The sequence below is a fragment of the Flavobacterium sp. NPDC079362 genome, assembly GCF_050267765.1.
GTDB lineage: Bacteria > Bacteroidota > Bacteroidia > Flavobacteriales > Flavobacteriaceae > Flavobacterium > Flavobacterium azizsancarii.
The window spans coordinates 1-22,781 of sequence record NZ_JBNNFM010000019.1 but is presented as its reverse complement, the minus strand read 5'-3'; the positions used below and the strand labels follow the sequence as shown (position 1 = coordinate 22,781).

Annotated in this window: 23 protein-coding genes and 1 riboswitch; of the genes, 10 read left to right on the top strand and 13 right to left on the bottom strand. The window is 34.1% G+C overall.

The features are described 5' to 3' along the window. From pnuC to ACQKCJ_RS15900, 4 genes are all read left to right on the top strand, one after another. Positions 1-624 carry a nicotinamide riboside transporter PnuC gene (gene pnuC / locus ACQKCJ_RS15915; RefSeq protein WP_271337024.1) on the top strand — a complete coding sequence of 208 codons (624 nt, stop codon included), beginning with the start codon at positions 1-3 and terminating at the stop codon, positions 622-624. Further along, positions 585-2,699: a DUF4301 family protein gene (locus ACQKCJ_RS15910; protein WP_271337023.1), complete on the top strand. Its 2,115-nt coding sequence runs from the start codon at positions 585-587 to the stop codon at positions 2,697-2,699. The genes pnuC and ACQKCJ_RS15910 overlap by 40 nt, the downstream gene beginning before the upstream one ends. After that, complete coding sequence (gene arfB, locus ACQKCJ_RS15905) at positions 2,699-3,103, top strand: alternative ribosome rescue aminoacyl-tRNA hydrolase ArfB (protein ID WP_271337022.1); 405 nt, start codon at positions 2,699-2,701, stop codon at positions 3,101-3,103. Before ACQKCJ_RS15910 ends, arfB begins: the two co-directional genes overlap by 1 nt. A 258-nt stretch (positions 3,104-3,361) precedes the next feature. Continuing rightward, positions 3,362-5,524: a TonB-dependent receptor gene (locus ACQKCJ_RS15900; RefSeq protein ID WP_271337021.1), complete on the top strand. Its 2,163-nt coding sequence runs from the start codon at positions 3,362-3,364 to the stop codon at positions 5,522-5,524. Between the two features lie 54 nt (positions 5,525-5,578). On the opposite strand, the gene ACQKCJ_RS15895 is transcribed toward ACQKCJ_RS15900, so the two are convergent. Continuing rightward, the gene (locus tag ACQKCJ_RS15895; RefSeq protein WP_271337020.1) at positions 5,579-5,992 is read right to left on the bottom strand and encodes a Rieske (2Fe-2S) protein; all 414 of its coding nucleotides are present in this window, start codon (positions 5,990-5,992) and stop codon (positions 5,579-5,581) included. A 155-nt stretch (positions 5,993-6,147) separates the two neighbouring features. Here ACQKCJ_RS15895 and greA point away from each other — a divergent pair, with 155 nt between their 5' ends. Then, a complete protein-coding gene (gene greA, locus ACQKCJ_RS15890; protein WP_039111852.1) occupies positions 6,148-6,624 on the top strand; it encodes a transcription elongation factor GreA in 477 nt (158 codons plus the stop codon). A 68-nt stretch (positions 6,625-6,692) separates the two neighbouring features. Then, on the top strand, positions 6,693-7,079 hold the full coding sequence (locus ACQKCJ_RS15885; RefSeq protein WP_271337019.1) for an HIT family protein: 387 nt from the start codon (positions 6,693-6,695) through the stop codon (positions 7,077-7,079). A gap of 127 nt (positions 7,080-7,206) precedes the next feature. Here the strand turns inward: ACQKCJ_RS15885 and ACQKCJ_RS15880 are convergent, their stop codons facing one another. Beyond that, the gene (locus ACQKCJ_RS15880) at positions 7,207-8,358 is read right to left on the bottom strand and encodes a sensor histidine kinase (RefSeq protein WP_271337018.1); all 1,152 of its coding nucleotides are present in this window, start codon (positions 8,356-8,358) and stop codon (positions 7,207-7,209) included. A gap of 162 nt (positions 8,359-8,520) precedes the next feature. Here ACQKCJ_RS15880 and ACQKCJ_RS15875 point away from each other — a divergent pair, with 162 nt between their 5' ends. The 3 genes from ACQKCJ_RS15875 to aat all read left to right on the top strand — a co-directional run bounded on the left by ACQKCJ_RS15875 (position 8,521) and on the right by aat (position 10,706). Then, positions 8,521-9,411: a flavin reductase family protein gene (locus ACQKCJ_RS15875; RefSeq protein WP_271337017.1), complete on the top strand. Its 891-nt coding sequence runs from the start codon at positions 8,521-8,523 to the stop codon at positions 9,409-9,411. Between the two features lie 15 nt (positions 9,412-9,426). Further along, complete coding sequence (locus ACQKCJ_RS15870; RefSeq protein WP_271337016.1) at positions 9,427-9,798, top strand: DUF3127 domain-containing protein; 372 nt, start codon at positions 9,427-9,429, stop codon at positions 9,796-9,798. A 272-nt stretch (positions 9,799-10,070) separates the two neighbouring features. Then, positions 10,071-10,706, top strand: a complete 636-nt coding sequence (gene aat / locus ACQKCJ_RS15865; protein WP_427402403.1) for a leucyl/phenylalanyl-tRNA--protein transferase — start codon at positions 10,071-10,073, stop codon at positions 10,704-10,706. A gap of 39 nt (positions 10,707-10,745) precedes the next feature. Here aat and ACQKCJ_RS15860 read toward each other — a convergent pair whose 3' ends face one another. The 11 genes from ACQKCJ_RS15860 to ACQKCJ_RS15810 all read right to left on the bottom strand — a co-directional run bounded on the left by ACQKCJ_RS15860 (position 10,746) and on the right by ACQKCJ_RS15810 (position 19,945). Beyond that, the gene (locus ACQKCJ_RS15860) at positions 10,746-11,456 is read right to left on the bottom strand and encodes a HesA/MoeB/ThiF family protein (protein WP_271337014.1); all 711 of its coding nucleotides are present in this window, start codon (positions 11,454-11,456) and stop codon (positions 10,746-10,748) included. Positions 11,457-11,529: 73 nt separating this feature from the next. Beyond that, the gene (thiH, locus tag ACQKCJ_RS15855; RefSeq protein WP_271337013.1) at positions 11,530-12,672 is read right to left on the bottom strand and encodes a 2-iminoacetate synthase ThiH; all 1,143 of its coding nucleotides are present in this window, start codon (positions 12,670-12,672) and stop codon (positions 11,530-11,532) included. Between the two features lie 141 nt (positions 12,673-12,813). Further along, complete coding sequence (locus ACQKCJ_RS15850; RefSeq protein ID WP_271337012.1) at positions 12,814-13,590, bottom strand: thiazole synthase; 777 nt, start codon at positions 13,588-13,590, stop codon at positions 12,814-12,816. Then, positions 13,571-14,209 (bottom strand): thiamine phosphate synthase, encoded by a 639-nt coding sequence (locus tag ACQKCJ_RS15845; protein ID WP_427402402.1) that lies wholly within the window; start codon positions 14,207-14,209, stop codon positions 13,571-13,573. The genes ACQKCJ_RS15850 and ACQKCJ_RS15845 overlap by 20 nt, the downstream gene beginning before the upstream one ends. Then, positions 14,199-14,954 carry a hydroxymethylpyrimidine/phosphomethylpyrimidine kinase gene (locus ACQKCJ_RS15840; protein WP_271337010.1) on the bottom strand — a complete coding sequence of 252 codons (756 nt, stop codon included), beginning with the start codon at positions 14,952-14,954 and terminating at the stop codon, positions 14,199-14,201. Before ACQKCJ_RS15840 ends, ACQKCJ_RS15845 begins: the two co-directional genes overlap by 11 nt. Then, complete coding sequence (locus ACQKCJ_RS15835) at positions 14,930-15,511, bottom strand: thiamine phosphate synthase (RefSeq protein WP_271337009.1); 582 nt, start codon at positions 15,509-15,511, stop codon at positions 14,930-14,932. Before ACQKCJ_RS15835 ends, ACQKCJ_RS15840 begins: the two co-directional genes overlap by 25 nt. Positions 15,512-15,618: 107 nt before the next feature. Beyond that, positions 15,619-17,442, bottom strand: coding sequence for a phosphomethylpyrimidine synthase ThiC (gene thiC, locus ACQKCJ_RS15830; RefSeq protein WP_427402401.1), 1,824 nt, complete (start codon positions 17,440-17,442; stop codon positions 15,619-15,621). A gap of 134 nt (positions 17,443-17,576) precedes the next feature. After that, positions 17,577-17,783 (bottom strand): sulfur carrier protein ThiS, encoded by a 207-nt coding sequence (thiS, locus tag ACQKCJ_RS15825; RefSeq protein WP_271337007.1) that lies wholly within the window; start codon positions 17,781-17,783, stop codon positions 17,577-17,579. A gap of 86 nt (positions 17,784-17,869) precedes the next feature. Further along, positions 17,870-17,967, bottom strand: a riboswitch (TPP riboswitch). Between the two features lie 84 nt (positions 17,968-18,051). Next, positions 18,052-18,624 carry a DNA-3-methyladenine glycosylase I gene (locus tag ACQKCJ_RS15820; protein ID WP_427402400.1) on the bottom strand — a complete coding sequence of 191 codons (573 nt, stop codon included), beginning with the start codon at positions 18,622-18,624 and terminating at the stop codon, positions 18,052-18,054. Then, positions 18,624-19,268: a hypothetical protein gene (locus ACQKCJ_RS15815; protein ID WP_271337005.1), complete on the bottom strand. Its 645-nt coding sequence runs from the start codon at positions 19,266-19,268 to the stop codon at positions 18,624-18,626. Before ACQKCJ_RS15815 ends, ACQKCJ_RS15820 begins: the two co-directional genes overlap by 1 nt. Continuing rightward, the gene (locus ACQKCJ_RS15810) at positions 19,265-19,945 is read right to left on the bottom strand and encodes a queuosine precursor transporter (RefSeq protein ID WP_271337004.1); all 681 of its coding nucleotides are present in this window, start codon (positions 19,943-19,945) and stop codon (positions 19,265-19,267) included. The genes ACQKCJ_RS15815 and ACQKCJ_RS15810 overlap by 4 nt, the downstream gene beginning before the upstream one ends. Positions 19,946-20,114: 169 nt before the next feature. On the opposite strand from ACQKCJ_RS15810, the gene ACQKCJ_RS15805 reads away from it, so the two are divergent. After that, complete coding sequence (locus tag ACQKCJ_RS15805) at positions 20,115-22,235, top strand: M3 family metallopeptidase (protein ID WP_427402399.1); 2,121 nt, start codon at positions 20,115-20,117, stop codon at positions 22,233-22,235. Positions 22,236-22,781 lie beyond the last annotated feature (546 nt).

The window sequence follows — 22,781 nt, the reverse complement described above, 5'->3', positions numbered from 1 at the left end:
ATGATAGATTTTTTTCTTGAAAGTTACAAAAATGCTCCTTTATGGCATATTGCTTTAGAGTTCTTAGTTTTTGTTTGTGGAATTTTGAGTGTCTGGTTTGCTAAAAAAGAAAATATTTGGGTATATCCAACAGGTTTAATTGCCACGGTAATATCTGTTTATCTATTATATATTGCGGGTTATATTGGTGATATGATTATTAATGGATACTTCTCGATTATGAGTATTTACGGTTGGTATATGTGGTCAAAAGGAGGAGCTCTAGAAGATAATTTACCGATTACGAGAACTAATTTTAATGAAAAAATAATCGGAATTTTACTGTTCTTTGTAACCGTTTTTGTAGTTTTCGGAATTTATAAATATTTTGATTACGAGATCCACAAAGACAATTATGTAGACATGATTTCGTCAGGAATATTTTTTGCAGGAATGTGGTACATGGCCAAGAAAAAAATCGAAAACTGGACACTTTGGATTATTGGCGATATTATTGTAGTGCCTCTTTATGCGTATCGCGGCTTAGGGATGTTGTCGCTACAATATTTAATTTTTACAATTTTGGCTATTTCAGCTTATTTAGAATGGAGAAAAATCTTAGACAGCAAAAAACAGCTATCATAAAAATTGCTTTGTTTGGTCCTGAAAGTACAGGAAAAACGACATTGGCAAAACAACTTGCAGAATATTATGTGACGGAATGGGTTCCTGAATTTGCACGTGATTATTTGCAGGAAAAATGGGAAGAGAATCAGCATATTTGTGTTGCTGATGATATGATGCCTATTGCCTATGGTCAGGTTGCATTAGAAAACAGAAAACTTGCTTCAGCAAAAAAATATTTGTTTTCTGATACTAATTTAATGGTTACCAAAGTTTTTTCTGAGATGTATTATGGTTTCTGTGATCCACTTTTAAACGAAGCCGCACTAGAACATGATTACGATTTGTTTTTCCTTACAGATATAGATGTTCCTTGGGAAAAAGACGATATCAGAGATACTTCGGATGGCAGGGAAACTGTTTTTTCAGTTTTTAAACAATCTTTAATTGATGCAAAAAAGCCATTTATAACACTTTCAGGTAATAAAGAAAGCCGTTTGGCAAAAGCGACAGCAATTATCGATAATTTGTCGATTGCAAAACAGCATGGTATTTCGTCAGCTGATTTTGTTCAGATATACAATCATGGAATTCCTTATGATAAAATAGTGAGTCAGTTAGAAATTTTTAAAAACGGAATTGCAAAAGCTAATTTAATAAGTCCGGCAACTATTAATAACGGAATTTTGAGTTTGTCAGAAGCTGAATTCAAAGAAAAGGCTCATTTTTTTGATCTTCAGAAAGAGAAACTTAAACTAAAAAAGTTTGTGCCGGCCTCTGGTGCAGCAAGTAGAATGTTTAAGTTTTTAACTGCTTTTCTGAAGGATTTCGACATTGAAAAAGAAACAATAAACGCTTACATCAATAGAAAAAAAGACAGCAATCTGTCTATTTTTATCGTAGCGCTCGATAAATTTCCGTTTTTTGAAAGTATAGATAAAAAGCTTAGAGAAATTTATCCCGATTTTGAAACTTTAGACAGAGATTATAAAAACTATTATTTTATAAAAACTTTATTGTCACCAGATTATTTTGATTTTGCAAATAAGCCAAAAGCAGTATTGCCATTTCATAAATATAAAACACATATAGCAAACCCAATCGAAGAACATTTGAATGAATGTGTGCATTATGCAACATCAAATCAAGTTTCTAATTTGCATTTTACAGTCTCAGAAGCACATCAGAGTCTATTTGAAAATGAAGTTGAGGTACTTAAGAAAAAAGTAGAAAAAGCATCAGGGAGTCAGATAAATATTAGTTATTCCTATCAAAATAAAAGTACAGATTCTATTTCTGTAGATGAAAAAAACAAACCAATTAGAGATAAAAATAATAATTTGGTATTTAGGCCCGGAGGTCATGGAGCGCTAATTGAGAATTTGAAAGAACTCGATTCAGATATTATTTTTATAAAAAATATAGACAATGTAATTCAAAATCATATTGATAAAATCGAGTTATATAAAAAAGCTTTAGCAGGAGTTTTGCTTGAAGTACAGCAACAGGTTTTTAGTTATTTGAATGCTATTGAAAAGCAGGAAATAAAAGAAAAAAATATCGAAGAAATTGTTGCTTTTTTAATGCAGAAGCTCAACATTGAATTAAATAGTGATTTTAATAAGTTTACTGTTGAAAACAAAATCAGTAAGATAAAAGAATTGTTAGACAGACCAATCAGGGTTTGCGGAATGGTAAAAAATGAAGGGGAACCCGGGGGAGGCCCATTTTGGGTAAGGAATTCTAAAGGCGGAGTTTCCTTGCAGATAGTAGAAACTTCCCAGGTCGATTTATCAAATAAAAAGCAGCAGGACATTTTAGCCGAAGCAACCCATTTTAATCCGGTTGATTTGGTTTGCGGTATTAAAAATTATAAAAATGAGAAGTTTGATTTACTGCAATTTGTAGATCAGAAAGCAGGTTTTATAGTGGAGAAAAGTGTTGACGGAGAAATAGTAAAAAGCTATGAATTGCCTGGATTATGGAATGGTGCAATGGCAAATTGGTTAACCATTTTTGTGGCAGTACCATTGATTACTTTTAATCCGGTGAAAACAGTAAACGATTTATTAAAAGCAGCACATCAACCACAATAATGGATATCGAAAAAATCATATCAGAGTTAAGTTTTAAAGCCGTTAGAAGTAGTGGTGCAGGCGGACAAAACGTAAACAAGGTTTCGTCAAAAGTAGTCTTGACTTTTGATCTAAATACTTCGCAAGCTTTATCTGAAGAAGAAAAATTGCTTTTGCTAACTAATATTGCATCGCGTTTGACAACGGAAAATATCCTTATCTTAAATTGTGATGAAGACAGGAGCCAGCTAAAAAACAAAGATATTGTCATAAAGCGTTTTCTGGAAATAATCAAAAAAGGATTATTTGTTCCTAAAGTCCGTAAAGCAACTAAGATTCCCAAATCAGTTATCAAAAAACGAATCAAAGACAAAAAGAATATTTCTGATAGAAAACAATCTCGTAAGAAACCTGATTTAAGTTAAAGTTCTAATTATAAGGTATTTAGAATGAAGTTTTGGAATTTTGAATTTAATTTTTGGAATTTGTTTTTTAACACTACATTTGCACTGTCTCAAAGGGGTGCTCTAAATAACGAGCTGAGATCATACCCAACGAACCTGAGCGAGTAATGTCGCTAAGGGAAATAAACGACAATTTTAGCGTGCACACTATATTTTGTCGTGAAACATTTATTAATTTAACAAAGAATAATTCCCCCTTTTATTCGTAATTCTTTACGAATGAAAACTATTATTAAAGGTACTGAGGTACTAAGTTGCAAAGGTTCTAAGGTTCAAAAAATGGACAGAACCAAATCTATTTTCTTTATTCTATTTTCTTTCCTCTATTCTCTTTCTTCTATTTCACAGGAACAAGATTCAACCAAAGTCAATAAACTTGATGATGTGTTAGTTTCAGCAGTTCGTGTTACTGCAAAAACTCCGGTTACATTTAGTAATATGGATAAAAAAGAAATTAAATTTAGAAATCTCGGACAGGATATCCCTGTTCTAATGAATTATTTACCATCTGTTGTTACTACTTCTGATGCGGGAGGCGGAATAGGGTATACCGGGATCAGAGTTCGTGGTAGTGATGCTACAAGAGTAAACGTAACGATCAACGGAATTCCTTATAACGATTCTGAAAGTCAGGGAACATTTTGGGTAAATATGCCGGATTTTGCCTCATCTGTAGAAAGTCTGCAGTTACAGCGCGGTGTAGGAACTTCGACAAATGGTTCCGGAGCGTTTGGTGCGAGTTTAAATATGCTTACAGATAGTTATGCTTCAAAACCAACAGGAGAAATTTCCAGTTCTTATGGTAGTTTCAATTCAAATAAAAATACGGTAAAATTCAGTACAGGTTTATTAAACGATCATTTTGAGTTGGCAGGACGTTTGTCTACCATTAAGTCTGATGGTTATGTAGATCGCGCCAGTTCAGACCTGAAATCCTATTTTCTGCAAGGAACGTATGTTGGAAAAACTACCTTAATTAAAGCCTTGGTTTTTGGCGGAACACAAAAAACATATCAATCCTGGAACGGAATTGATGCTGAAAAACTAAATTCAGATCGTACTTATAATTCTGCAGGAGAATATACAGACGAAGCAGGAAATATTCGTTATTATGATAATGAAACGGATAATTATGATCAGAACCATTATCAGTTGCATTGGAGCGAATCATTTTCTGATAAATGGAGCACAAATTTAGCCCTTCATTATACAAAAGGAAAAGGTTACTTTGAAAACTACAAAGAAGATGCTGTTATGTCTGAGTACAATTTAGCTCCGGTTGGAACTATTTCAGAAACAGATTTAATTCGTCAGAAATGGTTAGACAATGATTTCTACGGAACGACTTTTTCAGTAAAGTATAAAGACGAAAAACTAGACGTTATCTTAGGCGGAGGCTGGAATAAATACGAAGGCGATCATTACGGAAAAGTAATCTGGGCCAGATATGCTTCTCAGTCTGAATTAGGAGATCATTATTACGATGATTATTCGACAAAAACAGATGGAAATATTTTTGCAAAAGCAAATTATCAGTTTACTGAAAAATTAAGTTTTTACGGTGATTTGCAATACAGAAGAGTACAATATAAAGCCAATAGTAAAGAAACAGGAATAGTTGATGATACATTCAATTTCTTTAATCCAAAAGCAGGTTTAAATTACGAAATCAATCAAAAGAACACACTTTACTTTTCTTACGCACGTGCTAATCGTGAACCTAACAGAACCGATTATGAAGGCGGAAATGTGAAACCTGAAAAATTAAATGATTTTGAATTAGGCTGGAGATTCAATTCAGAGAAATTTCAATTGAATTCTAATTTCTACTATATGGGCTATAAAGATCAGTTGATTTTAACCGGAAGATTAGATGATGTTGGAGCTCCAATACGTGCTAATACTGAAAAAAGTTACCGTTTAGGATTTGAAGTTGATGCGACAATAAAACTTTCTGAAAAATTCCTTCTTAGACCAAACTTCACTTTAAGCAGTAATAAAAATGTTGATCTTGCTGTCGAAGGACAATACTACGGAACAACGGATATTGCTTATTCGCCAAATGTTATTGCCGGAAATATTATTGTGTATAGTCCAATGGAGAATTTTCATATTTCTTTATTACAAAAATATGTTGGAGAACAATACATGAACAATATCGAATTGCCTGCAGCTAAACTAGCAGATTACTTTGTAAACGATTTGAATATATCTTACGAAATAAAACCAAAATCTATTTTTAAATCAATTATGATTACCGGTTTAGTAAATAATATTCTGGATAAAAAATATGTTTCAAACGGAGCAATGTGGGATATTTATCCGTCCTATTATCCGCAGGCAGGAATTAATTTCCTGGCAGGATTGACTTTGAAGTTTTAAGGATATGTGATATAAAAAAAGCCTGAAAATTAAATTTTTCAGGCTTTTTTTATATTAATTATAAACGTGAATCACGGTTCCGCTTACTTCGACACGATATTGTTTCAATGGATATTCCTTACCTCCAAGTCCGGTAAACAAGCTATATTCTGATTTGTCGCAAGAACATAAAGCATTTATTCCGTTTATTGTCATTGCAACGCATGAATTTACGGCTTGATTAGGACACGCAGCATCAAAGGCATTATAACCACTTCCGGCATTAAAAATAATAATTCCTTTTGCACCATAATTAGGAATTATAATACCATTGCTCACAAACTTAAGATTAGAGTAAGCAGGTAGATTCATATCAATTGATAAGTTAACCGGATAACTGGGTATGTTAGGATTTTTGTTGCTTAAGTTATTATCGCTACAAGAGAAAAGCACAGAAATAAACAGGGTTAAGAGCCAGAATTTTTTCATTATTTTAATAAGAATTAGTGAAACAAAAATAATTTATTTAGATTTGATTTTTATATGATTAACATATAATTATGTACTATTAAAAATAATAGTATATTTGTAATACAAAATCCCGTCCCGATGGGATTTTTTGTATTTATATAAACGACGAAGTTATGAGTAAAGTATCTTATTATACAGCAGAAGGATTAAAAAAATTAAAAGATGAGTTGGAGCATTTAAAAAGTGTAATGCGACCAAAGGCATCTCAAGATATAGCAGAAGCAAGAGACAAAGGTGATTTATCTGAAAACGCCGAATATGATGCAGCAAAAGAAGCACAAGGTTTATTAGAAATGAGAATTTCTAAAATGGAAGAAGTGTATTCTAATGCAAGATTAATAGACGAATCACAACTTGATGTTTCGAAAGCATTGGTACTCTCTAATGTGAAAATTAAGAACCAAAGCAACGGAATGGAAATGAAGTACACGCTTGTTGCGGAAAGTGAAGCCGATTTGAAAACGGGAAAAATCTCTGTAACTTCTCCTATTGGAAAAGGTTTACTAGGGAAATCTGTTGGAGAAGTAGCAGAAATCACAGTTCCAAACGGAGTTTTGAAATTTGAAATATTAGAAATTACAAGAGACTAAATAGTTTAACCGTCTATTTGTTTAATTGGTTAACCGATTAAACGATTTACCAAATTAACGATTACGCAATGAGCATATTTACCAAAATAGTAAACGGAGAAATTCCTGCATATAAAATTGCTGAAGACGATAATTATTTGGCTTTTTTAGATGTAAACCCAAATGCTAAAGGACATACGCTGTGCATTCCAAAACAAGAAATCGATAAGATTTTTGATATGGATGATGAGTTGTATTTAGGATTAATGAAGTTTTCTAAGAAAATTGCAATTGCTATAGAGAAAACCGTTCCTTGCAAAAGAGTAGGTATGGCAGTTGTAGGATTAGAAGTTCCCCATGCGCACGTTCATTTGATTCCGTTAAACGAAATGGATGAAATGCGTTTTCATAATAAAGTATCACTTTCTAAAGAAGAATTTGAAGCTTTGGCTAAAAGTATTCAGGCAAATTTGTAAGTGTAAGATTTTTGTTTTGACGGATGTCAGGCTGAGCGAAGTCGAAGCCAAGTCCTGATTGAACATAAAGGGTTTCGGATCTACTTGATTTGACAAAGTAAAAATAGGAAAAGTGCAGTAAATTGTTTTACTGCACTTTTTTATTTAATGAAATTTGAAAAGTAGTTCCTTTTCCAATTTCAGAATGTAGCACTTTTATTTTTCCGGCATGGTATTCTTCAACAATTCGTTTGGTTAAGGAAAGCCCTAATCCCCAGCCGCGTTTTTTAGTGGTAAAACCAGGTTCAAAAATCGATTTGAATTGACTCTTCGGAATTCCGGTTCCGGAATCTTTTACATTTATTTTTACATGATGCGCATCCTGTTCGATTTGAAGATCCAGGGTTCCCTTTCCCTTCATGGCATCAATGGCATTTTTTACTAAATTTTCGATCGTCCAACTGTGCAATGTTGGATTTATCATCACTAATATTGGTTCTTTTGAACCGTGATAAGAAAAAGCAACTTGTTTAGAAAAACGAGATTGCAAATATTCATAAGTATTCAGGGTTTCGGCAATAATATCATGTTCTTCTAAGACAGGAACAGAACCAATTTTAGAAAAACGATCTGTGATAGTCTGCAAACGTTCAATATCTTTTTCGATCTCTGTTGTTATGGATGGATCAATGTCTTCAGTCTTTAAAATCTCAACCCAGCCTATTAAAGAAGATAAAGGCGTCCCAATCTGGTGCGCTGTTTCTTTTGCCATTCCTGCCCAAAGTTTGTTTTGAGTGGCCATTTTAGTGCTTTTATAAAAGTTATAAATTAAAGCACCAAATAAAAATATAATCAGCAATAACGCAACCGGATAATATTTAAGCTTATTGATTAAAGCCGAATTTCCATAATAAACTCGCTGATGTTTTCCGGGAGCATATTCAATAATGATAGGTTCGTTTTCATTCTTTAGATTTTTTAAATACGACATAGATTTCTTTTTGTCTGCAAGGATTTCTTCAGGAACATTCACAGAACTAATCACCTTGTCGTACATCGTGAGCATAACAGGAACAGATGTATTGTTGTTTAAAATATCAAGAGGTAAATCCAGATCAGTATTCTCATCCGCATTCACTAATGTTTTTTGAGCATTGGCCCAAAGGTTCATCTTAAGTCTTTCTTCGTTTTTAAAAATTTGAAAAAAAGTATAAGTGTTCCAGAGAATCAAAGAAATGATTAAAAAGGAAATGAAAACAATAATCCACCGGGTTGTATTTCTTCTTTCGGAAAAAGACATAAAATATTTTTTGAGGTATAAATATAACGAAATAAACACATTTAATATTTTGTAAGCCTCTAAAGATTTTTTGTTTTTAAATCTAAAACTATTTCTTTGGCAGAAACGATTTCTATACTTTTGCAGTTGCGGAAATGAGATTCGGTTAAAAAGAAAAATTCTATGATTAGCATCGATCCTAAAGAAATTACAACGGTAAAACTGCAAGGTTATCTGCAAAGTGCAGTTGGGCCAAGGCCTATTGCTTTTGCAAGTACAATAAGTACAAAAGGAATCCCGAATTTGTCGCCTTTTAGTTTTTTTAATGTGTTCAGTGCCAATCCGCCAATTTTGGTTTTTTCGCCAGCGCGTCGTGTTCGTGATAATACCATAAAACATACTTTGATCAATGCCGAAGCAACTCGCGAAGTGGTAATCAATGTAGTCAATTATGATATGGTACAGCAAACATCATTAGCCAGTACTGAATATGGAGAAGGAGTAAACGAATTTATCAAAGCCGGATTAACACAAATTCCGTCAGATTTTGTAAAACCGTATCGTGTAAAAGAGTCTCCCGTGCAGTTTGAGTGCAAAGTCACGCAGATTATTCCGTTAGGAGATCAGGGCGGAGCAGGGAATTTGATTCTTTGTGAAGTGGTGAAAATTCATATTCACGAAGCTGTTTTAGATGAAAATGGTGCTATCGATCAACATAAAATAGACCTGGTTTCGAGATTAGGAAGTAATTGGTATTCAAGATCTAATGCGGGACTTTTTGAAGTCCCAAAACCCTTGACAACATTAGGCGTTGGAGTAGATGTAATCCCGAATTATATCAGGAAAAGCACCGTTTTTGACGGAAATGATCTCGGGAAATTAGGTAACATTGAAGCCTTGCCTACAACAGAAGAAGTTAGTATATTTGTGAAAGAAAACTTTTCGGTCAAAGGAGTATTAAGTTCCGACGATCAGGAAAAGCTACATTTAGAAGCTAAAAAATATTTGAATAACGATGATATTTCATCGGCATGGAAAGTGCTTTTAGCAAAAAAAATAGAAAAGAAACAATAATTAATATAGAAGAAGATGGAAGTTACAGGAAAAGTAAAAGTGGTGAACCCAGAGCAACAAGTTAGTGCTGCATTCAAAAAAAGAGAGTTGGTTGTTACCACAGATGAGCAGTATCCACAGCATATTTTGATCGAATTTACACAAGATAAATGCGATTTATTAAGTAGCTACAAACAAGGTGAGGCAGTAAAAGTTTCTATCAATTTAAGAGGAAGAGAATGGGTTAATCCACAAGGAGAAACCAGATATTTCAATAGTATTCAAGGTTGGAGAATCGAAAGAGTAGCGCCAGAAGGTCCTGGACAGACTCCGGCAATGCCTACAGCAGAGACTTTTGCTCCGGCTACAAACTTAAACGAAGACGAACCGGACGATTTACCTTTCTAAAAAGGTTTAAAGTCAGAAAGTCAAATTCCAAATTCCAATTCATAAATATGCAATTGGAGTTTGGAATTTTTTGTATTAGAAACTCAACGCATTTTATGTCATTTCGACCGAAGGGAGAAATCACACACAAAACTCGTCAAAGAATACAGACAATTGTTGTTGACCAGCTAGTGTGATTTCTCCTTCGTCGAAATGACAAGATTGTAGAAGTCAGGTGTTTGTAATTTGGAATTTATCCCGAAGCCTCAGGATTGGAATTTTTATTTTAAAAGATGTATTACGTATTCAACGATTTGTTTTTTCCCCCGGTTTCAGAAGCCGATGAAGAAGGTATTCTTGCCATTGGCGGCGATTTAGATCCGGAACGATTGAAGTTAGCTTACAAAAGTGGAATTTTCCCCTGGTTTAATGAAGGAGATCCAATACTTTGGTGGTCTCCGGATCCCAGAATGGTTTTATTTTTAGATGAATTAATTGTGTCTAAAAGCATGCGTAATATCCTGAATCGAAATCAGTTTAAAATTACTTTTAATCAAAACTTTGAAGCTGTGATTTCAAATTGCCAAAACATAAAACGTGATGGTCAGGACGGAACATGGATTTCAAACGAAATGATCGATGCTTATTGTAAACTGAATCAGCAGGGAATTGCAAAATCTGTTGAGGTTTGGCAAGATGAGGTTTTGGTAGGAGGTTTGTACGGAATCGATCTGGGTCATGTATTTTGTGGCGAAAGTATGTTCTCGAAAGTATCAAATGCTTCGAAAGTTGCTTTTATAGCTTTGGCAAATTATTTAAAAAAAGAGAATTATAAACTTTTAGATTGTCAGGTTTATAATCCACATTTAGAGAGTTTAGGTTGTCGGGAAATCGATCGTGAAGAGTTTATGTCTATTTTAGAAAAATAAAGGAGTGTAATTTATACTCTATTGTAAATATATTTTTTTTTAAAAATTCAATTTTGTAAAACTATAATTCAGCGTATTAAAAAGTACTAATTCATTTTTTAAAGTAGGTAGATCCAAAATTAACTTTAGGGTTTCGTGCGCCATCATTGTTCCTATAATTCCCGGCAAAGTACCCAAAACACCATTTAAATTGCAATTTGGAACATCCTTTGGATCCGGCATTTCAGGAAATATGTCACGCAGATTTTTACTTCCGTTATGATTAAAAACGGCAATCTGACCTTCAAATTTTAAAATACTCCCGTAAACCAATGGTTTTTGCAAAGTAACACAAGTATCGTTTACTAAATAACGTGTTGCAAAATTATCTGAACCGTCTACAACAATATCATACTGTTGAATAATTTGATTGGCATTTTCAATCGTTAGTTTTTCAGTTATTGCGAGTACTTCTATTAAGGGATTTAGTTTTGAAACCACTTCTGTAGCAACAAGAGTTTTTTGCTGACCAATTTCTTTTTCAGTATATAAAATCTGTCGGTGTAAATTGTGAATTTCAATTGTATCATAATCCATAATTCCAATAAAACCGACACCAGCTGTGGCTATATATTGCAAGATGGGACAACCCAAACCACCGGCGCCAATAACCAAAACTTTTGCTTTTTTCAGTTTTTCCTGGCCTTCGTCTCCAATTTCAGGTAAGATTGTTTGTCTGTTGTAACGTAAAAATTCTTGTATAATGCTCATTTAATTTAAGTCTTAAAGTGTAAAGTCGAAGATCAAAAGTCCAAGAGAAAGGCCGGAATCAAAGTAAAGTATTTTACTCTAAGACTTTATAACTTTCGACTTTATGACTGTATATTTTGTCCCAATCTTTCCAAACAGGTTCGTAACCTGTGTTTGTTATAATTTGTGCAATTTCTCTGGCGGAACGTTCATCGCTGATTTCAAATTGTTCCAGAGATTGCTGATCAACCACATAACCACCTGGATTTGTTTTAGATCCTGCGCTCATACTCGTTACCCCAATTGGAATAATGTTGTTTCTGAATTTCTCATTTTCTCTTGTCGAAATTGAAATTTCAAGATCTTCATTCCACAAACGATACGCACAAATAAGCTGTGTTAGATCTTTATCATCCATAATAAAGTTAGGTTCAATAATGCCTTCAGCCGGACGAAGTCTCGGAAAAGAAACCGAATATTTGGTCTGCCAATATTTCTTTTGAAGATAATCGAGATGTAAAGCATTAAAGAAACTATCGGTACGCCAGTCTTCCAAACCTAATAAAACACCTAAACCTATTTTATGAATTCCTGCAGTTCCAATTCTATCAGGAGTTTCTAATCTATAATCGAAATTTGATTTTTTGCCTTTAGTATGGTATTTTTTGTATACTTCCTGATGATAGGTTTCCTGATACACTAAAACCGAATACACGCCGGCGTCATGCAAACGTTCATAATCTTCGGTTGAAAGTGGCTGAACTTCAACCGAAATAATCGAAAATTGCTCTCTTATTAAGGCAATTGCATTCAGAAAATAATTAATATTTACGGTGTAATTTGCTTCGCCGGTTACCAATAAAACATGATCAAAGCCAAGACTTTTTAAAGCTTCGACTTCGAGTTTTATTTCAGAATCTAAAAGTGTTTTTCGTTTGATTTTATTGTCTAAACTAAAACCGCAATATGTGCAAATGTTCTGGCATTCATTGCTTAGATAAAGTGGCGCATACATTTGAATGGTTCTGCCGAAACGTTTTTTAGTAATTTCATGGCATTCTTGAGCCATTTGCTCCAAATAATTTTGAGCAGCAGGAGAAATTAAAACTAGAAAATCATTGAGATTGCGTTTGGTTTTAGACAAAGAACGTTCTACATCTTTTGATGTAGTCTGGTATATTTTTGATTGAATGGAATCCCAATCGTATTGCTGAAAAATGGCTTTAAAGGTATTCATTGGATTGATTTTTTTTACCGCAAAGAGCGCTAAGAATTACGCAAAGGCCGCTAAGCTTTGTCTTTTTTACGTCTGATTAAAAAGTCCGCAAAGCTTGGCGGCCTTTGCGAAAAAACCTTGCGAACTTTGCGGTTAAATATTTTAATCATAAAGAAAAGATATCAAAGGACTAGAAGCAACCGCATAATTCTGCTGATTAGCGATTTTAGCTTCAAAAGCTTTTCTACCAGCAATGACAGCCTCCTTAAAAGCTTCTGCCATTAATTTTGGATTTCCGGCGACGGCAATTGCAGTATTGACCAAAACAGCATCGGCACCAATTTCCATTGCTTTTGCAGCATCAGACGGTGCACCAATTCCGGCATCTATAATTACAGGAACATTGCTTTGTTCGATAATAATTTCTAGAAAATCGATAGTTTTCAAACCTTTATTGCTTCCAATTGGTGAACCTAGCGGCATCACGGCCGAAGTTCCTGCGTTCTCTAAGTGTTTGCACAAAACAGGATCAGCATGTATGTATGGTAAAACAAAAAAGCCAAGTTTAGCCAATTCTTCTGTTGCTTTCAGCGTTTCAATTGGGTCCGGCATTAAGTATTTTGGATCCGGATGAATTTCTAGTTTCAGCCAATTTGTTTCTAAAGCTTCTCTGGCTAATTGAGCGGCAAAAACAGCTTCTTTTGCATTTCTTGCACCAGATGTATTAGGTAATAAATGAATGTTTGGATGTTGTAGATGCGATAAAATAGCATCGGTTTCAGTTTCTAAATCGATGCGTTTTAGAGCAACGGTAACTAATTCACTTCCTGATGCTAAAATGGCTTCTTCCATTTCACGATTAGAACCAAATTTCCCGGTTCCTAAAAATAGGCGGGAGGTTAAGGTTTTATCTCCAATTTTAAACAATGACGTTTGCATATAACTTTTCGTTTAGTTGTTGAATTAATTTCTTTTTTTTATTGCTATTGGTGATCATTCCCGATACTGCAATACCATGAATTCCGGTTTCCATTAAGGGATTTATATCTTCTAAAGTAATTCCTCCAATGGCATAAACAGGAATCTGTATTTTATTGGTTATTAGTTTTTGAAGAATTTCGTGATAACCTGACAGACCTAAAATTGGACTTAATTTTTCTTTAGTATTAGTAAATTGAAAAGGTCCCAATCCAATATAATCGCAACCATTTTTGACGTGATTTTCAATGTCTTCAAATGTATTTGCAGTTGCGCCAATAATTTTCGTATTGCCTAAAATTGCTCTTGCTTCATCGATTCTCATGTCTGATAATCCTAAATGTACCCCGTCAGCGGCAATTTGCTGAGCGAGATAAAGATTGTCGTTTATAATGAAATTCGCCAGATATTCGTCGCATAAAAATTTTACAGCTTCAGCTAAAGCAAAAGTATCTTTGGCAGTTTGATCTTTGAATCGCATTTGTATCCAATCGCATCCTGCGTCAAGTGCCTGATGAATATTATACAATTGTTCTTCGATTGTTTTTCCTTGTGAAATGTATTGCAGTTTATGGTACATAATGATATCCGATTAAAGTTGAAGTTGAACTCAGGTATTTTTCGATATAGGTTTTGGCATTTTTGCAGGCCTCTTTTATATTTTGATTCAATGCCAGATTGGCGGAAATTGCTGATGATAATACACAACCGGAACCATGTTTTTCAAAACAGTTATTGTCAGAAGGCAGTAAATCAACAACTTCATTTTTCAGGAATAAACGGTCAGTTCCAATTTCAGAAAGATTGTGTCCGCCTTTTAATAAAATGTTTGTTTGAATTTCATTTTGCAATCCAAGATGATCTGGAATAAAACCTGGAAATAAAACTTCGATTTCATTATAATTAGGAGTGATCAAATCTATTTTGGATAAAATTGTATTTAAATCCAGTTGATCTTCCATATTCATGAATTCGAATTTTGTAGTCGATTTTAAAACCGGATCCCAAACAATTTTAACGTCGGGAGAAAGTGTTTTTATTCTCGAAAGAATTTGGTTAAGATAATGTAATGAGGGAACAATCCCAATTTTTACAGTTGCAATTTTATAGTTTTGAAATAAAGTATCAATCGAACGAATTACAAAGTTTAAATCTGTCCATTCAATAGCATGAAATTCATTTTCAGTCTGAATGGTATTGCCTGTTATAATGGCAAATCCAGTAACCTCATGCTGTTCAAATGTTTTGATATCTGCCAAAACACCTGCGCCACCAGTTGGGTCAAAACCTGCTATACTGACTACGAATGGGCGATTTTTTGACATAATTTGAATTGTTTTATTGGATTTTCGTTATTCCAGATACTTCCTAAAAGTGCAACATCATCAAAACCATTTTCAAGTGTTTTTTGGATATTTTCAGAATCAATTCCGCCTAAAGCGACAACTTTAGTTTGATGATTTTTTCGTGATTTTAAAGCTTCAAAAAGGTTTTCTCCTGGATGGTAGTTCTCTTTAGAAATACTTGTAAAAACAGGACTTAGAAAAGCGTAATCAAAATTCTCTTCCAAGGCATTGAAATCTTCTATGGAATGTGTTGATGTCGAAGATGTCCTTCTGTTATGACTCATTGTTAAATTATTTTTCCTTTCTTTTTCAGAAAAGTGTACCCTGTAAATTTCAAAATTTTCAGCTAATTGGTGATGATTGTGCAAAACTAGATTAGAACGAAAGTCAAGTTTTATCTGATGGATAAATTCCGCCATCTCAATCTCAGAAAAATAAGGTTTCCTAACATGAAGCAAAGACAATCCTTCTTCAAACAAAGAATCTATAATGCTGATTTCATTTGCAATAGCAGAAGGATTTGTAATTACAATCATAGTCTTTATTCTTTTCTCTTTGTTCTATTCTCTTTGTTCTATTCTCTTTGTTCTATTTTCTTTATTCTATTTTCTTTATTCTTTTCTCTCTAATCAATTCTCTCTTCCTAAATATAAATTTCTTTCCCTTGCTCAATAAACTCTTCTGATTTCTCCTGCATCCCTTTTTCGGCAGCAGCGACATCGCGTATTTCCTGAGATATTTTCATAGAACAGAATTTAGGTCCGCACATTGAGCAGAAATGAGCCACTTTTGCACCATCAGCAGGAAGAGTTTCATCATGAAATTCTCTGGCTGTATCTGGATCTAAGGATAGATTAAACTGATCTTCCCAACGAAATTCGAAACGTGCTTTACTCAAGGCGTTATCACGATATTGTGCTCCCGGATGACCTTTGGCTAAATCAGCAGCATGAGCAGATATTTTATAAGTGATCACGCCATCTTTTACATCTTTTTTGTTGGGTAAGCCCAGATGTTCTTTTGGCGTGACATAGCACAACATTGCGCAACCATACCAGCCAATCATTGCAGCTCCAATGGCAGATGTAATATGATCGTAACCTGGGGCAATATCAGTAGTTAAAGGGCCTAAAGTATAAAACGGAGCTTCATGGCAATGTTCTAATTGTTTGTCCATGTTTTCTTTGATCATGTGCATTGGTACGTGACCAGGACCTTCAATAAAAACCTGAACATCATGTTTCCATGCGATTTTTGTCAGTTCTCCCAATGTTTCTAATTCGGCAAATTGTGCAGCATCGTTAGCATCTGCAATAGAGCCCGGACGCAAACCATCGCCCAAAGAAAAAGCGACATCATATTGTTTCATGATTTCGCAGATTTCTTCGAAATGGGTATATAAAAAGTTTTCTTTATGATGAAATAAACACCATTTTGCCATGATTGATCCGCCACGAGAAACGATTCCGGTAACACGATCAGCAGTTAAATGTATATAGCGCAATAAAACTCCGGCATGAATAGTGAAATACGAAACGCCTTGTTCTGCCTGTTCGATTAAAGTATCTCGGAAAACTTCCCAGGTTAAATCTTCGGCGATTCCTTTTACTTTTTCTAAAGCTTGATAAATAGGAACCGTACCAATTGGAACCGGTGAATTACGTATAATCCATTCTCGGGTTTCATGAATATTTTTTCCCGTAGATAAATCCATAATCGTGTCTGCGCCCCAACGGCAAGCCCAAACAGCTTTTTCGACTTCTTCCTCGATGCTTGAAGTTACAGCACTATTCCCGATATTGGCATTTATCTTTACCAGAAAATTACGTCCAACAATCATGGGTTCACTTTCGGGATGGTTGATGTTGTTTGGGATAATCGCTCTTCCGCAAGCAACTTCGCTGCGAACAAATTCCGGAGTGATTTTACTTTTTGGAGTATTTGCACCAAAGCTATGTCCGCTGTGTTGGCATTTCATCGCTTTAGTCTGCTCGTTCAAAAGTTCGATGCGTTGGTTTTCGCGAATTGCAATATATTCCATTTCCGGAGTTATAATGCCTTGTTTTGCGTAATACAATTGGGTAACGTTCGCACCATTTTTAGCTTTTTTTGGCTGATGTAAATATTCGAATCTAAGGTGATTTAAACTTTCATCTTTCAATCTGGTTTGACCGTAATCTGAAGATATTTCATTTAGAATTTCTACGTCATTTCTATTGAGGATCCAACTTTCGCGTAAGCGTGGTAATCCTTTACGAATATCAATTTCGATGTTTGGATCTGTGTATGGGCCAGAAGTATCGTAAATAGTTACCGGTGGATTTTTTTCGATTCCGCCATTAGAGAGTTTTGTATCGCTAAGAATAACTTCGCGCATGGCAACTTCTATTGGGTGAATTTCACCTTTTACATATATTTTTTTGGAGTTTGGAAAAGGAGTTCTGGAAATTTTTTCTTCGTTAGTCATATGGAGAAGTTTAAAAGTTTTTCTTGTTTAAGGTTTCAGGTTTTCCGTAGAGACGCACAGCAGTGCGTCTACGTTTTGTATATCAGTTGGAATTTGGTCCCGATGGTTATCGGGATTGAATTGGGATTTTAGTTTTATCCTCCCTGCGTTGCTGAAATAATAAGAATTTCGTCAGTTTCGCGCACAAGATGTTGGTTCCAATTGGTTTTTGGAACAACGGTATTATTAATGGCAACGGCGATTCCGTTTTGTTTGTGTGGAATTTCGAGATCGAGCAATGACTGAACGCTTAGCGATTCAGCATTGAATTGTTTGATTTGTTGGTTGATTTTTAGTTCCATTCCTTAAGTTTTTAGGTTACCGTAAAAATTCACTGTATTGAATAGGTACCTTAGGAATGGCTACAATTGCGCATAAAAATGCGCGCAGAAGTCATCTTACTTTTCCCTACGCTAGTATGAACTAGATCAGGTTCAGAGGGTAAAATCTCAGCCTACTTATTAGTAGACACCCCTAAAGTGTGAAGCAAATATATGTAATTTTGTTTAAAAGTTTCAATTTTCAGGTTTCAAGTTTTTGAAAAACTAAAAATGGAGACTGTGAATGAGACTATTTTTCCTTTCGGGTAAAGCAATCTTCAATATGATCATTGACCATTCCGGTGGCTTGCATATGTGCGTAAATTACGGTTGAACCTACGAATTTAAAACCTCGTTTTTTTAAATCTTTACTGATCTCGTCTGAAAGTGGAGTAGTGGCAGGAACATCTTTTAGGGATTTTGGATTGTTATTGATGGGTTTTCCGTTCGTGAATTTCCAAATATAATCAGAGAAACTCCCAAATTCGTCTTGCACTTTCATAAAAGCATGTGCATTTGAAATGGTTGCACGAATTTTAAGTTTATTTCGAATAATCCCAGAGTCTTGCAATAAGGACTCGATTTTTTCTTCAGTATAATTGGCTATTTTTTTATAATCGAAATGATCAAAAGCTACCCTGAAATTTTCCCTTTTGTTTAAAATAGTAATCCAGCTTAAACCTGCCTGAAAAGTTTCTAGAATTAGAAATTCAAACAAAGATGCATCATCATAAACAGGAATGCCCCATTCTTCGTCATGGTATTTTTTGTATAAATCGCTGGAAGAACACCAGCCGCATCGAATTAAATTTTCGTTTTCCATTATTTTCCTATTTTCCAATGATACCCTTTTACCGAAGGAATGTATGCCGAAGTTCCTATGATGATTAGATCATTATAGATCTTTTTATTGTATTTAATTCCGATTGCTTTTCCTGATGTATACATTTTATTGGCTTCGAATTTGATTTTCATTCGTGCATCCGTGAACTTGGCATCTGATACTTTTTCAATAAACCAGGTAGATTTCCATTTGATGTCAATTTCATCTTCAGCAGTTTTCGTAATGCTTTTTATCAGTTTGACACCTTCTTTTGGAATGTTATGATTTTCGATTAATTCTTTTTGGGTTAATGTTTCACCTGTTTTACAAGTCGAAAGTAGTTTTCTAAAGTAGCTAAAGCCTCTTATCTTTTCATTGTTTAAAGTTCCTATTTCTGTACTGTCTTTTGTAATGCTGGCTTCTCCGGTAATACTTTTATCATTTTTTATTTTGTTTGGCAATATCGTCTTTGCAATAGAATCTTTAACTGCCGTTATCGTTTCTACTGTATTTTTTGATATGTCTTTTATCTTTTCGGAAATTGTGCTGGTAGATTTTAGTAATTTTTCCCGATCATTTTTATTACAGCTAAAAATGCTTAATGATAGTAAAATTGATAGCAAGATTATATTTTCTTTTTTCATTCGTTAACATCTTCTTTTTGCTCTGAAACATTATCTTTTTCTAGATATTTTTTAATCATATGATGTCCTGCATAAATTAGCGGAGTCAATAAGATGGCTATTGATAATTTAAAAATATATCCAATTAAAGCTGACGAAAGAAAGGTGTCAAAATTAATTTTCCCCGGTAACCAAAATGCAATACCAAGAACAATAAAAGAATCAAATAATTGCGAGATTACAGTTGATCCTGTGGTTCTAAGCCATATTTTTCTTTCTCCGGTACGTCGTTTAAAGAACCAAAATATCCAGACATCGATTAGCTGAGATACCATAAATGCAATCAAACTACCAATAATGATCCACATACTTTGTCCGAATACGGCTTGAAATTGTTCGTCATTTACAGGACTAATTCCTTTTGCGGCTGGAATTACAATAGCCATAAACAATATTAAAAAAGCGTATGCTATTAAACAGGCTGTTATAAAAGATAATTTTTTAACACCTTTTTCTCCAAAATATTCATTGATCAAATCCGTAGTTAAAAAAACTACCGGCCAGGGCAAAATACCAATACTCATTACAAACGGGCCAACTTGAATTAATTTTCCGCCAATAAGTTCAGCGACAACAGCATTAGTGATAAAGATGCCTGCCAGAACTACAAAAACAATTTCTTTTCGGGTTTTAAACATGTGAGTGGTAAATGATGTGCCAAATTTAAACTATTTCTATATAACTTCTAAAGGATAGCTTTAAATTAAACTTGGATTTGAGGTTGATTTGAAAGTTAAAATTTTCTTTCGAATGCTGATTTTTAGTTACATTTGGAACAATATTCTATTAAAAATCAAATTAATGATAATGAAAAAATTAATGACAATTTTTCTCATGGGAACAACTTTATTTGCGGCAAACGCACAAACTAATTCCAGCAATCCATTGCTTAAAAAATGGACAGGACCTTACGGAGGAGTTCCTGCATTTAATGAGTACAAAGTATCGGATTTTAAGCCTGCGCTTCAATTTGCGATTCAGGAAAAACTAAACGAGGTTGATGCTATTGCAAATAGTACAAAAGCACCAACTTTTGATAATACGATTGCGGCTTTAGAGCGCTCAGGTAAAACAATGTCTCGAATTTATACTGTTTACGGGATTTATGGTTCTACATTAAGCACTCCGGAATTCGATGCTGTAGAAACAGAAATGTCTCCAAAATTATCTGCGTTCAATGACAAAGTTTTACAAAACAAAAAACTATTTACCAGAATAGAAACTTTGTACAACTCAAAAGAAAGCAAGAAACTAACGAGCGAGCAGCAACGTTTAATTTGGTTGTATTATACTGATTTTGTTCGTGAAGGTGCTAAATTGAATGAAAAAGACAAAGAAAAAGTTGCTAAGATCAATCAGGAACTGGCAAGTCTTTTTACGAAATTTAGTCAAAATTTATTAGCAGAAGAGCACAATCAATATGTAGCATTAAACGTAGAAAGTGATTTTGATGGTTTGCCGGCTGAAGTAAAAAATGCAGCAATTGCTGAGGCAAAAAGCAGAAAATTAGATGTTATGGGATGTGTTGCAAATACACGTTCGTCTATTGAGCCATTTTTGACTTTTTCTACTCGTAGGGATTTAAGAGAAAAAGCATTTGATATTTTCGTGAAACGTGGTGATAATGGTAATGCAAATGATAACAATTCAACTCTTGTTACTATTTTGCAATTACGTACTGAAAAAGCAAAACTATTAGGTTTTCCTACTTTTGCTGATTGGAGTTTGTCGAACAAAATGGCAAAAGATCCTAAGAAAACATTAGATTTAATGTTGTCAGTATGGGAGCCTGCTGTAGAAAAAGTGCATCAGGATGTTGCCGAAATGCAGAAAATTGTAGATGCTGAAGGTGGTAAATTTAAAATTCAGCCTTGGGATTATCGTTTCTATGCTGAAAAAGTTAGAAAAGCAAAATACGATTTAGATCAAAACGAAGTGAAGCCTTATTTGCAATTAGAAAACTTACGTGAAGGTATGTTTTGGGTTGCCGGTGAATTGTTTAATTTAAGTTTCAAACAAATTACAAACGTTCCTGTATATCATCCGGATGTACGTGTTTGGGAGGTAATTAATAAGATTACAGGTAAAGTTGTAGGATTGTGGTATTTTGATCCTTATGCACGTGCAGGAAAGCGTTCTGGTGCATGGATGAATGCTTACCGTGATCAGCAAAAAATGGATGGCGAAGTTCTTACTATCGTATCTAATAACTGTAATTTTATAAAAGGTACTGCAAATGAGCCAGTTTTAATTTCCTGGGAAGACGCTACAACTTTGTTTCATGAATTTGGACATGCGCTTCATGGTTTATGTTCTAATGTAACGTATCCTAGTTTATCAGGAACTAATGTTGCGAGAGATTATGTAGAGTTTCCGTCACAATTGTTAGAGCACTGGCTGGCTACTCCTGAGGTATTGAATAAGTTTGCTTTGCATTACAAAACAAATCAACCGTTGCCACAATCTTTGGTAGACAGAATTGAAAAAGCGGCTAATTTTAATGAAGGTTTCTCAACTGTAGAAACAATTTCAAGTTCATTAATTGATATGAAACTTCACTTGGCAACAGAAACTATTGATCCTCATAAATTCGAAAAAGAGACTTTAGATGCACTTCATATGCCATCAGAAATTGTAATGCGTCATAGAATTCCTCAATTCGGACATATTTTCTCCGGAGATGGATATGCTGCCGGATACTATAGCTATTTATGGGCAGATGTTATTAATGCAGATGCTTATGAGGCTTTTACTGAAGGAAAAGGACCTTATGATAAAGAAGTTGCAAAACGACTTTATGATGATATTTTTAGTGTAGGAAATACTATTGATCAGGAGAAAGCTTATGAAAACTTTAGAGGAAGAGCTCCTAAGTCTGACGCTTTAATGCGTGCAAGAAATTTTCCTATTATAGAGAAGAAAAAATAATAAGTTGAAATTTTAATTAAAGTCCCTGAGTAATAAATAATTATTCGGGGATTTTTTTTATGAAGTTTAGAGCTGAGTTTTTAGCCACAGATTTTAAGGATTAAAAAAGAGTTATGGTGTCTTTATTTACACAAAGTAACCACATTCTTTGTCATCTCGACGAAGGAGAGATCACGGTAGTATTTCCGTTCAAATATTCGCCAATCTTCGTCGAGTTTCTTTTGTGATCTCTCCTTTGTCGAGATGACAAAATATGCAAATGAACTTTAAAAAAAAACACTCTTCTGGTGTAAGCTTTAAATATAAATTCTTGATTGATCTTGTAAATCTAAGTGAGGACAAGAAGTTATTAAAACAAAAAAAGCCCGAATAAATAAATGAGGGCACTGAAAAAGTCCTTTTCAGGAATAATTTTTAATTAAAGGAGTAGAAGCTAAAAGTTTTCTACTCTTTTTTTTTGTATCTTTTGGGTGTAATCATAAGGCTTTTTAGATGTTAATTCAACAGCAACAAATTCAGTTTAGTCCCTATTCTTCATTATATGAT

Bases quoted from the DNA above. Each gene is read 5' to 3' on its own strand.
- pnuC (WP_271337024.1), top strand. From the start codon at position 1: ATGATAGATTTTTTTCTTGAAAGTTACAAAAATGCTCCTTTATGGCAT.
- ACQKCJ_RS15910 (WP_271337023.1), top strand. From the start codon at position 585: ATGGAGAAAAATCTTAGACAGCAAAAAACAGCTATCATAAAAATTGCT.
- arfB (WP_271337022.1), top strand. From the start codon at position 2,699: ATGGATATCGAAAAAATCATATCAGAGTTAAGTTTTAAAGCCGTTAGA.
- ACQKCJ_RS15900 (WP_271337021.1), top strand. From the start codon at position 3,362: ATGAAAACTATTATTAAAGGTACTGAGGTACTAAGTTGCAAAGGTTCT.
- ACQKCJ_RS15895 (WP_271337020.1), bottom strand. From the start codon at position 5,992: ATGAAAAAATTCTGGCTCTTAACCCTGTTTATTTCTGTGCTTTTCTCT.
- greA (WP_039111852.1), top strand. From the start codon at position 6,148: ATGAGTAAAGTATCTTATTATACAGCAGAAGGATTAAAAAAATTAAAA.
- ACQKCJ_RS15885 (WP_271337019.1), top strand. From the start codon at position 6,693: ATGAGCATATTTACCAAAATAGTAAACGGAGAAATTCCTGCATATAAA.
- ACQKCJ_RS15880 (WP_271337018.1), bottom strand. From the start codon at position 8,358: ATGTCTTTTTCCGAAAGAAGAAATACAACCCGGTGGATTATTGTTTTC.
- ACQKCJ_RS15875 (WP_271337017.1), top strand. From the start codon at position 8,521: ATGATTAGCATCGATCCTAAAGAAATTACAACGGTAAAACTGCAAGGT.
- ACQKCJ_RS15870 (WP_271337016.1), top strand. From the start codon at position 9,427: ATGGAAGTTACAGGAAAAGTAAAAGTGGTGAACCCAGAGCAACAAGTT.
- aat (WP_427402403.1), top strand. From the start codon at position 10,071: ATGTATTACGTATTCAACGATTTGTTTTTTCCCCCGGTTTCAGAAGCC.
- ACQKCJ_RS15860 (WP_271337014.1), bottom strand. From the start codon at position 11,456: ATGAGCATTATACAAGAATTTTTACGTTACAACAGACAAACAATCTTA.
- thiH (WP_271337013.1), bottom strand. From the start codon at position 12,672: ATGAATACCTTTAAAGCCATTTTTCAGCAATACGATTGGGATTCCATT.
- ACQKCJ_RS15850 (WP_271337012.1), bottom strand. From the start codon at position 13,590: ATGCAAACGTCATTGTTTAAAATTGGAGATAAAACCTTAACCTCCCGC.
- ACQKCJ_RS15845 (WP_427402402.1), bottom strand. From the start codon at position 14,209: ATGTACCATAAACTGCAATACATTTCACAAGGAAAAACAATCGAAGAA.
- ACQKCJ_RS15840 (WP_271337010.1), bottom strand. From the start codon at position 14,954: ATGTCAAAAAATCGCCCATTCGTAGTCAGTATAGCAGGTTTTGACCCA.
- ACQKCJ_RS15835 (WP_271337009.1), bottom strand. From the start codon at position 15,511: ATGATTGTAATTACAAATCCTTCTGCTATTGCAAATGAAATCAGCATT.
- thiC (WP_427402401.1), bottom strand. From the start codon at position 17,442: ATGACTAACGAAGAAAAAATTTCCAGAACTCCTTTTCCAAACTCCAAA.
- thiS (WP_271337007.1), bottom strand. From the start codon at position 17,783: ATGGAACTAAAAATCAACCAACAAATCAAACAATTCAATGCTGAATCG.
- ACQKCJ_RS15820 (WP_427402400.1), bottom strand. From the start codon at position 18,624: ATGGAAAACGAAAATTTAATTCGATGCGGCTGGTGTTCTTCCAGCGAT.
- ACQKCJ_RS15815 (WP_271337005.1), bottom strand. From the start codon at position 19,268: ATGAAAAAAGAAAATATAATCTTGCTATCAATTTTACTATCATTAAGC.
- ACQKCJ_RS15810 (WP_271337004.1), bottom strand. From the start codon at position 19,945: ATGTTTAAAACCCGAAAAGAAATTGTTTTTGTAGTTCTGGCAGGCATC.
- ACQKCJ_RS15805 (WP_427402399.1), top strand. From the start codon at position 20,115: ATGAAAAAATTAATGACAATTTTTCTCATGGGAACAACTTTATTTGCG.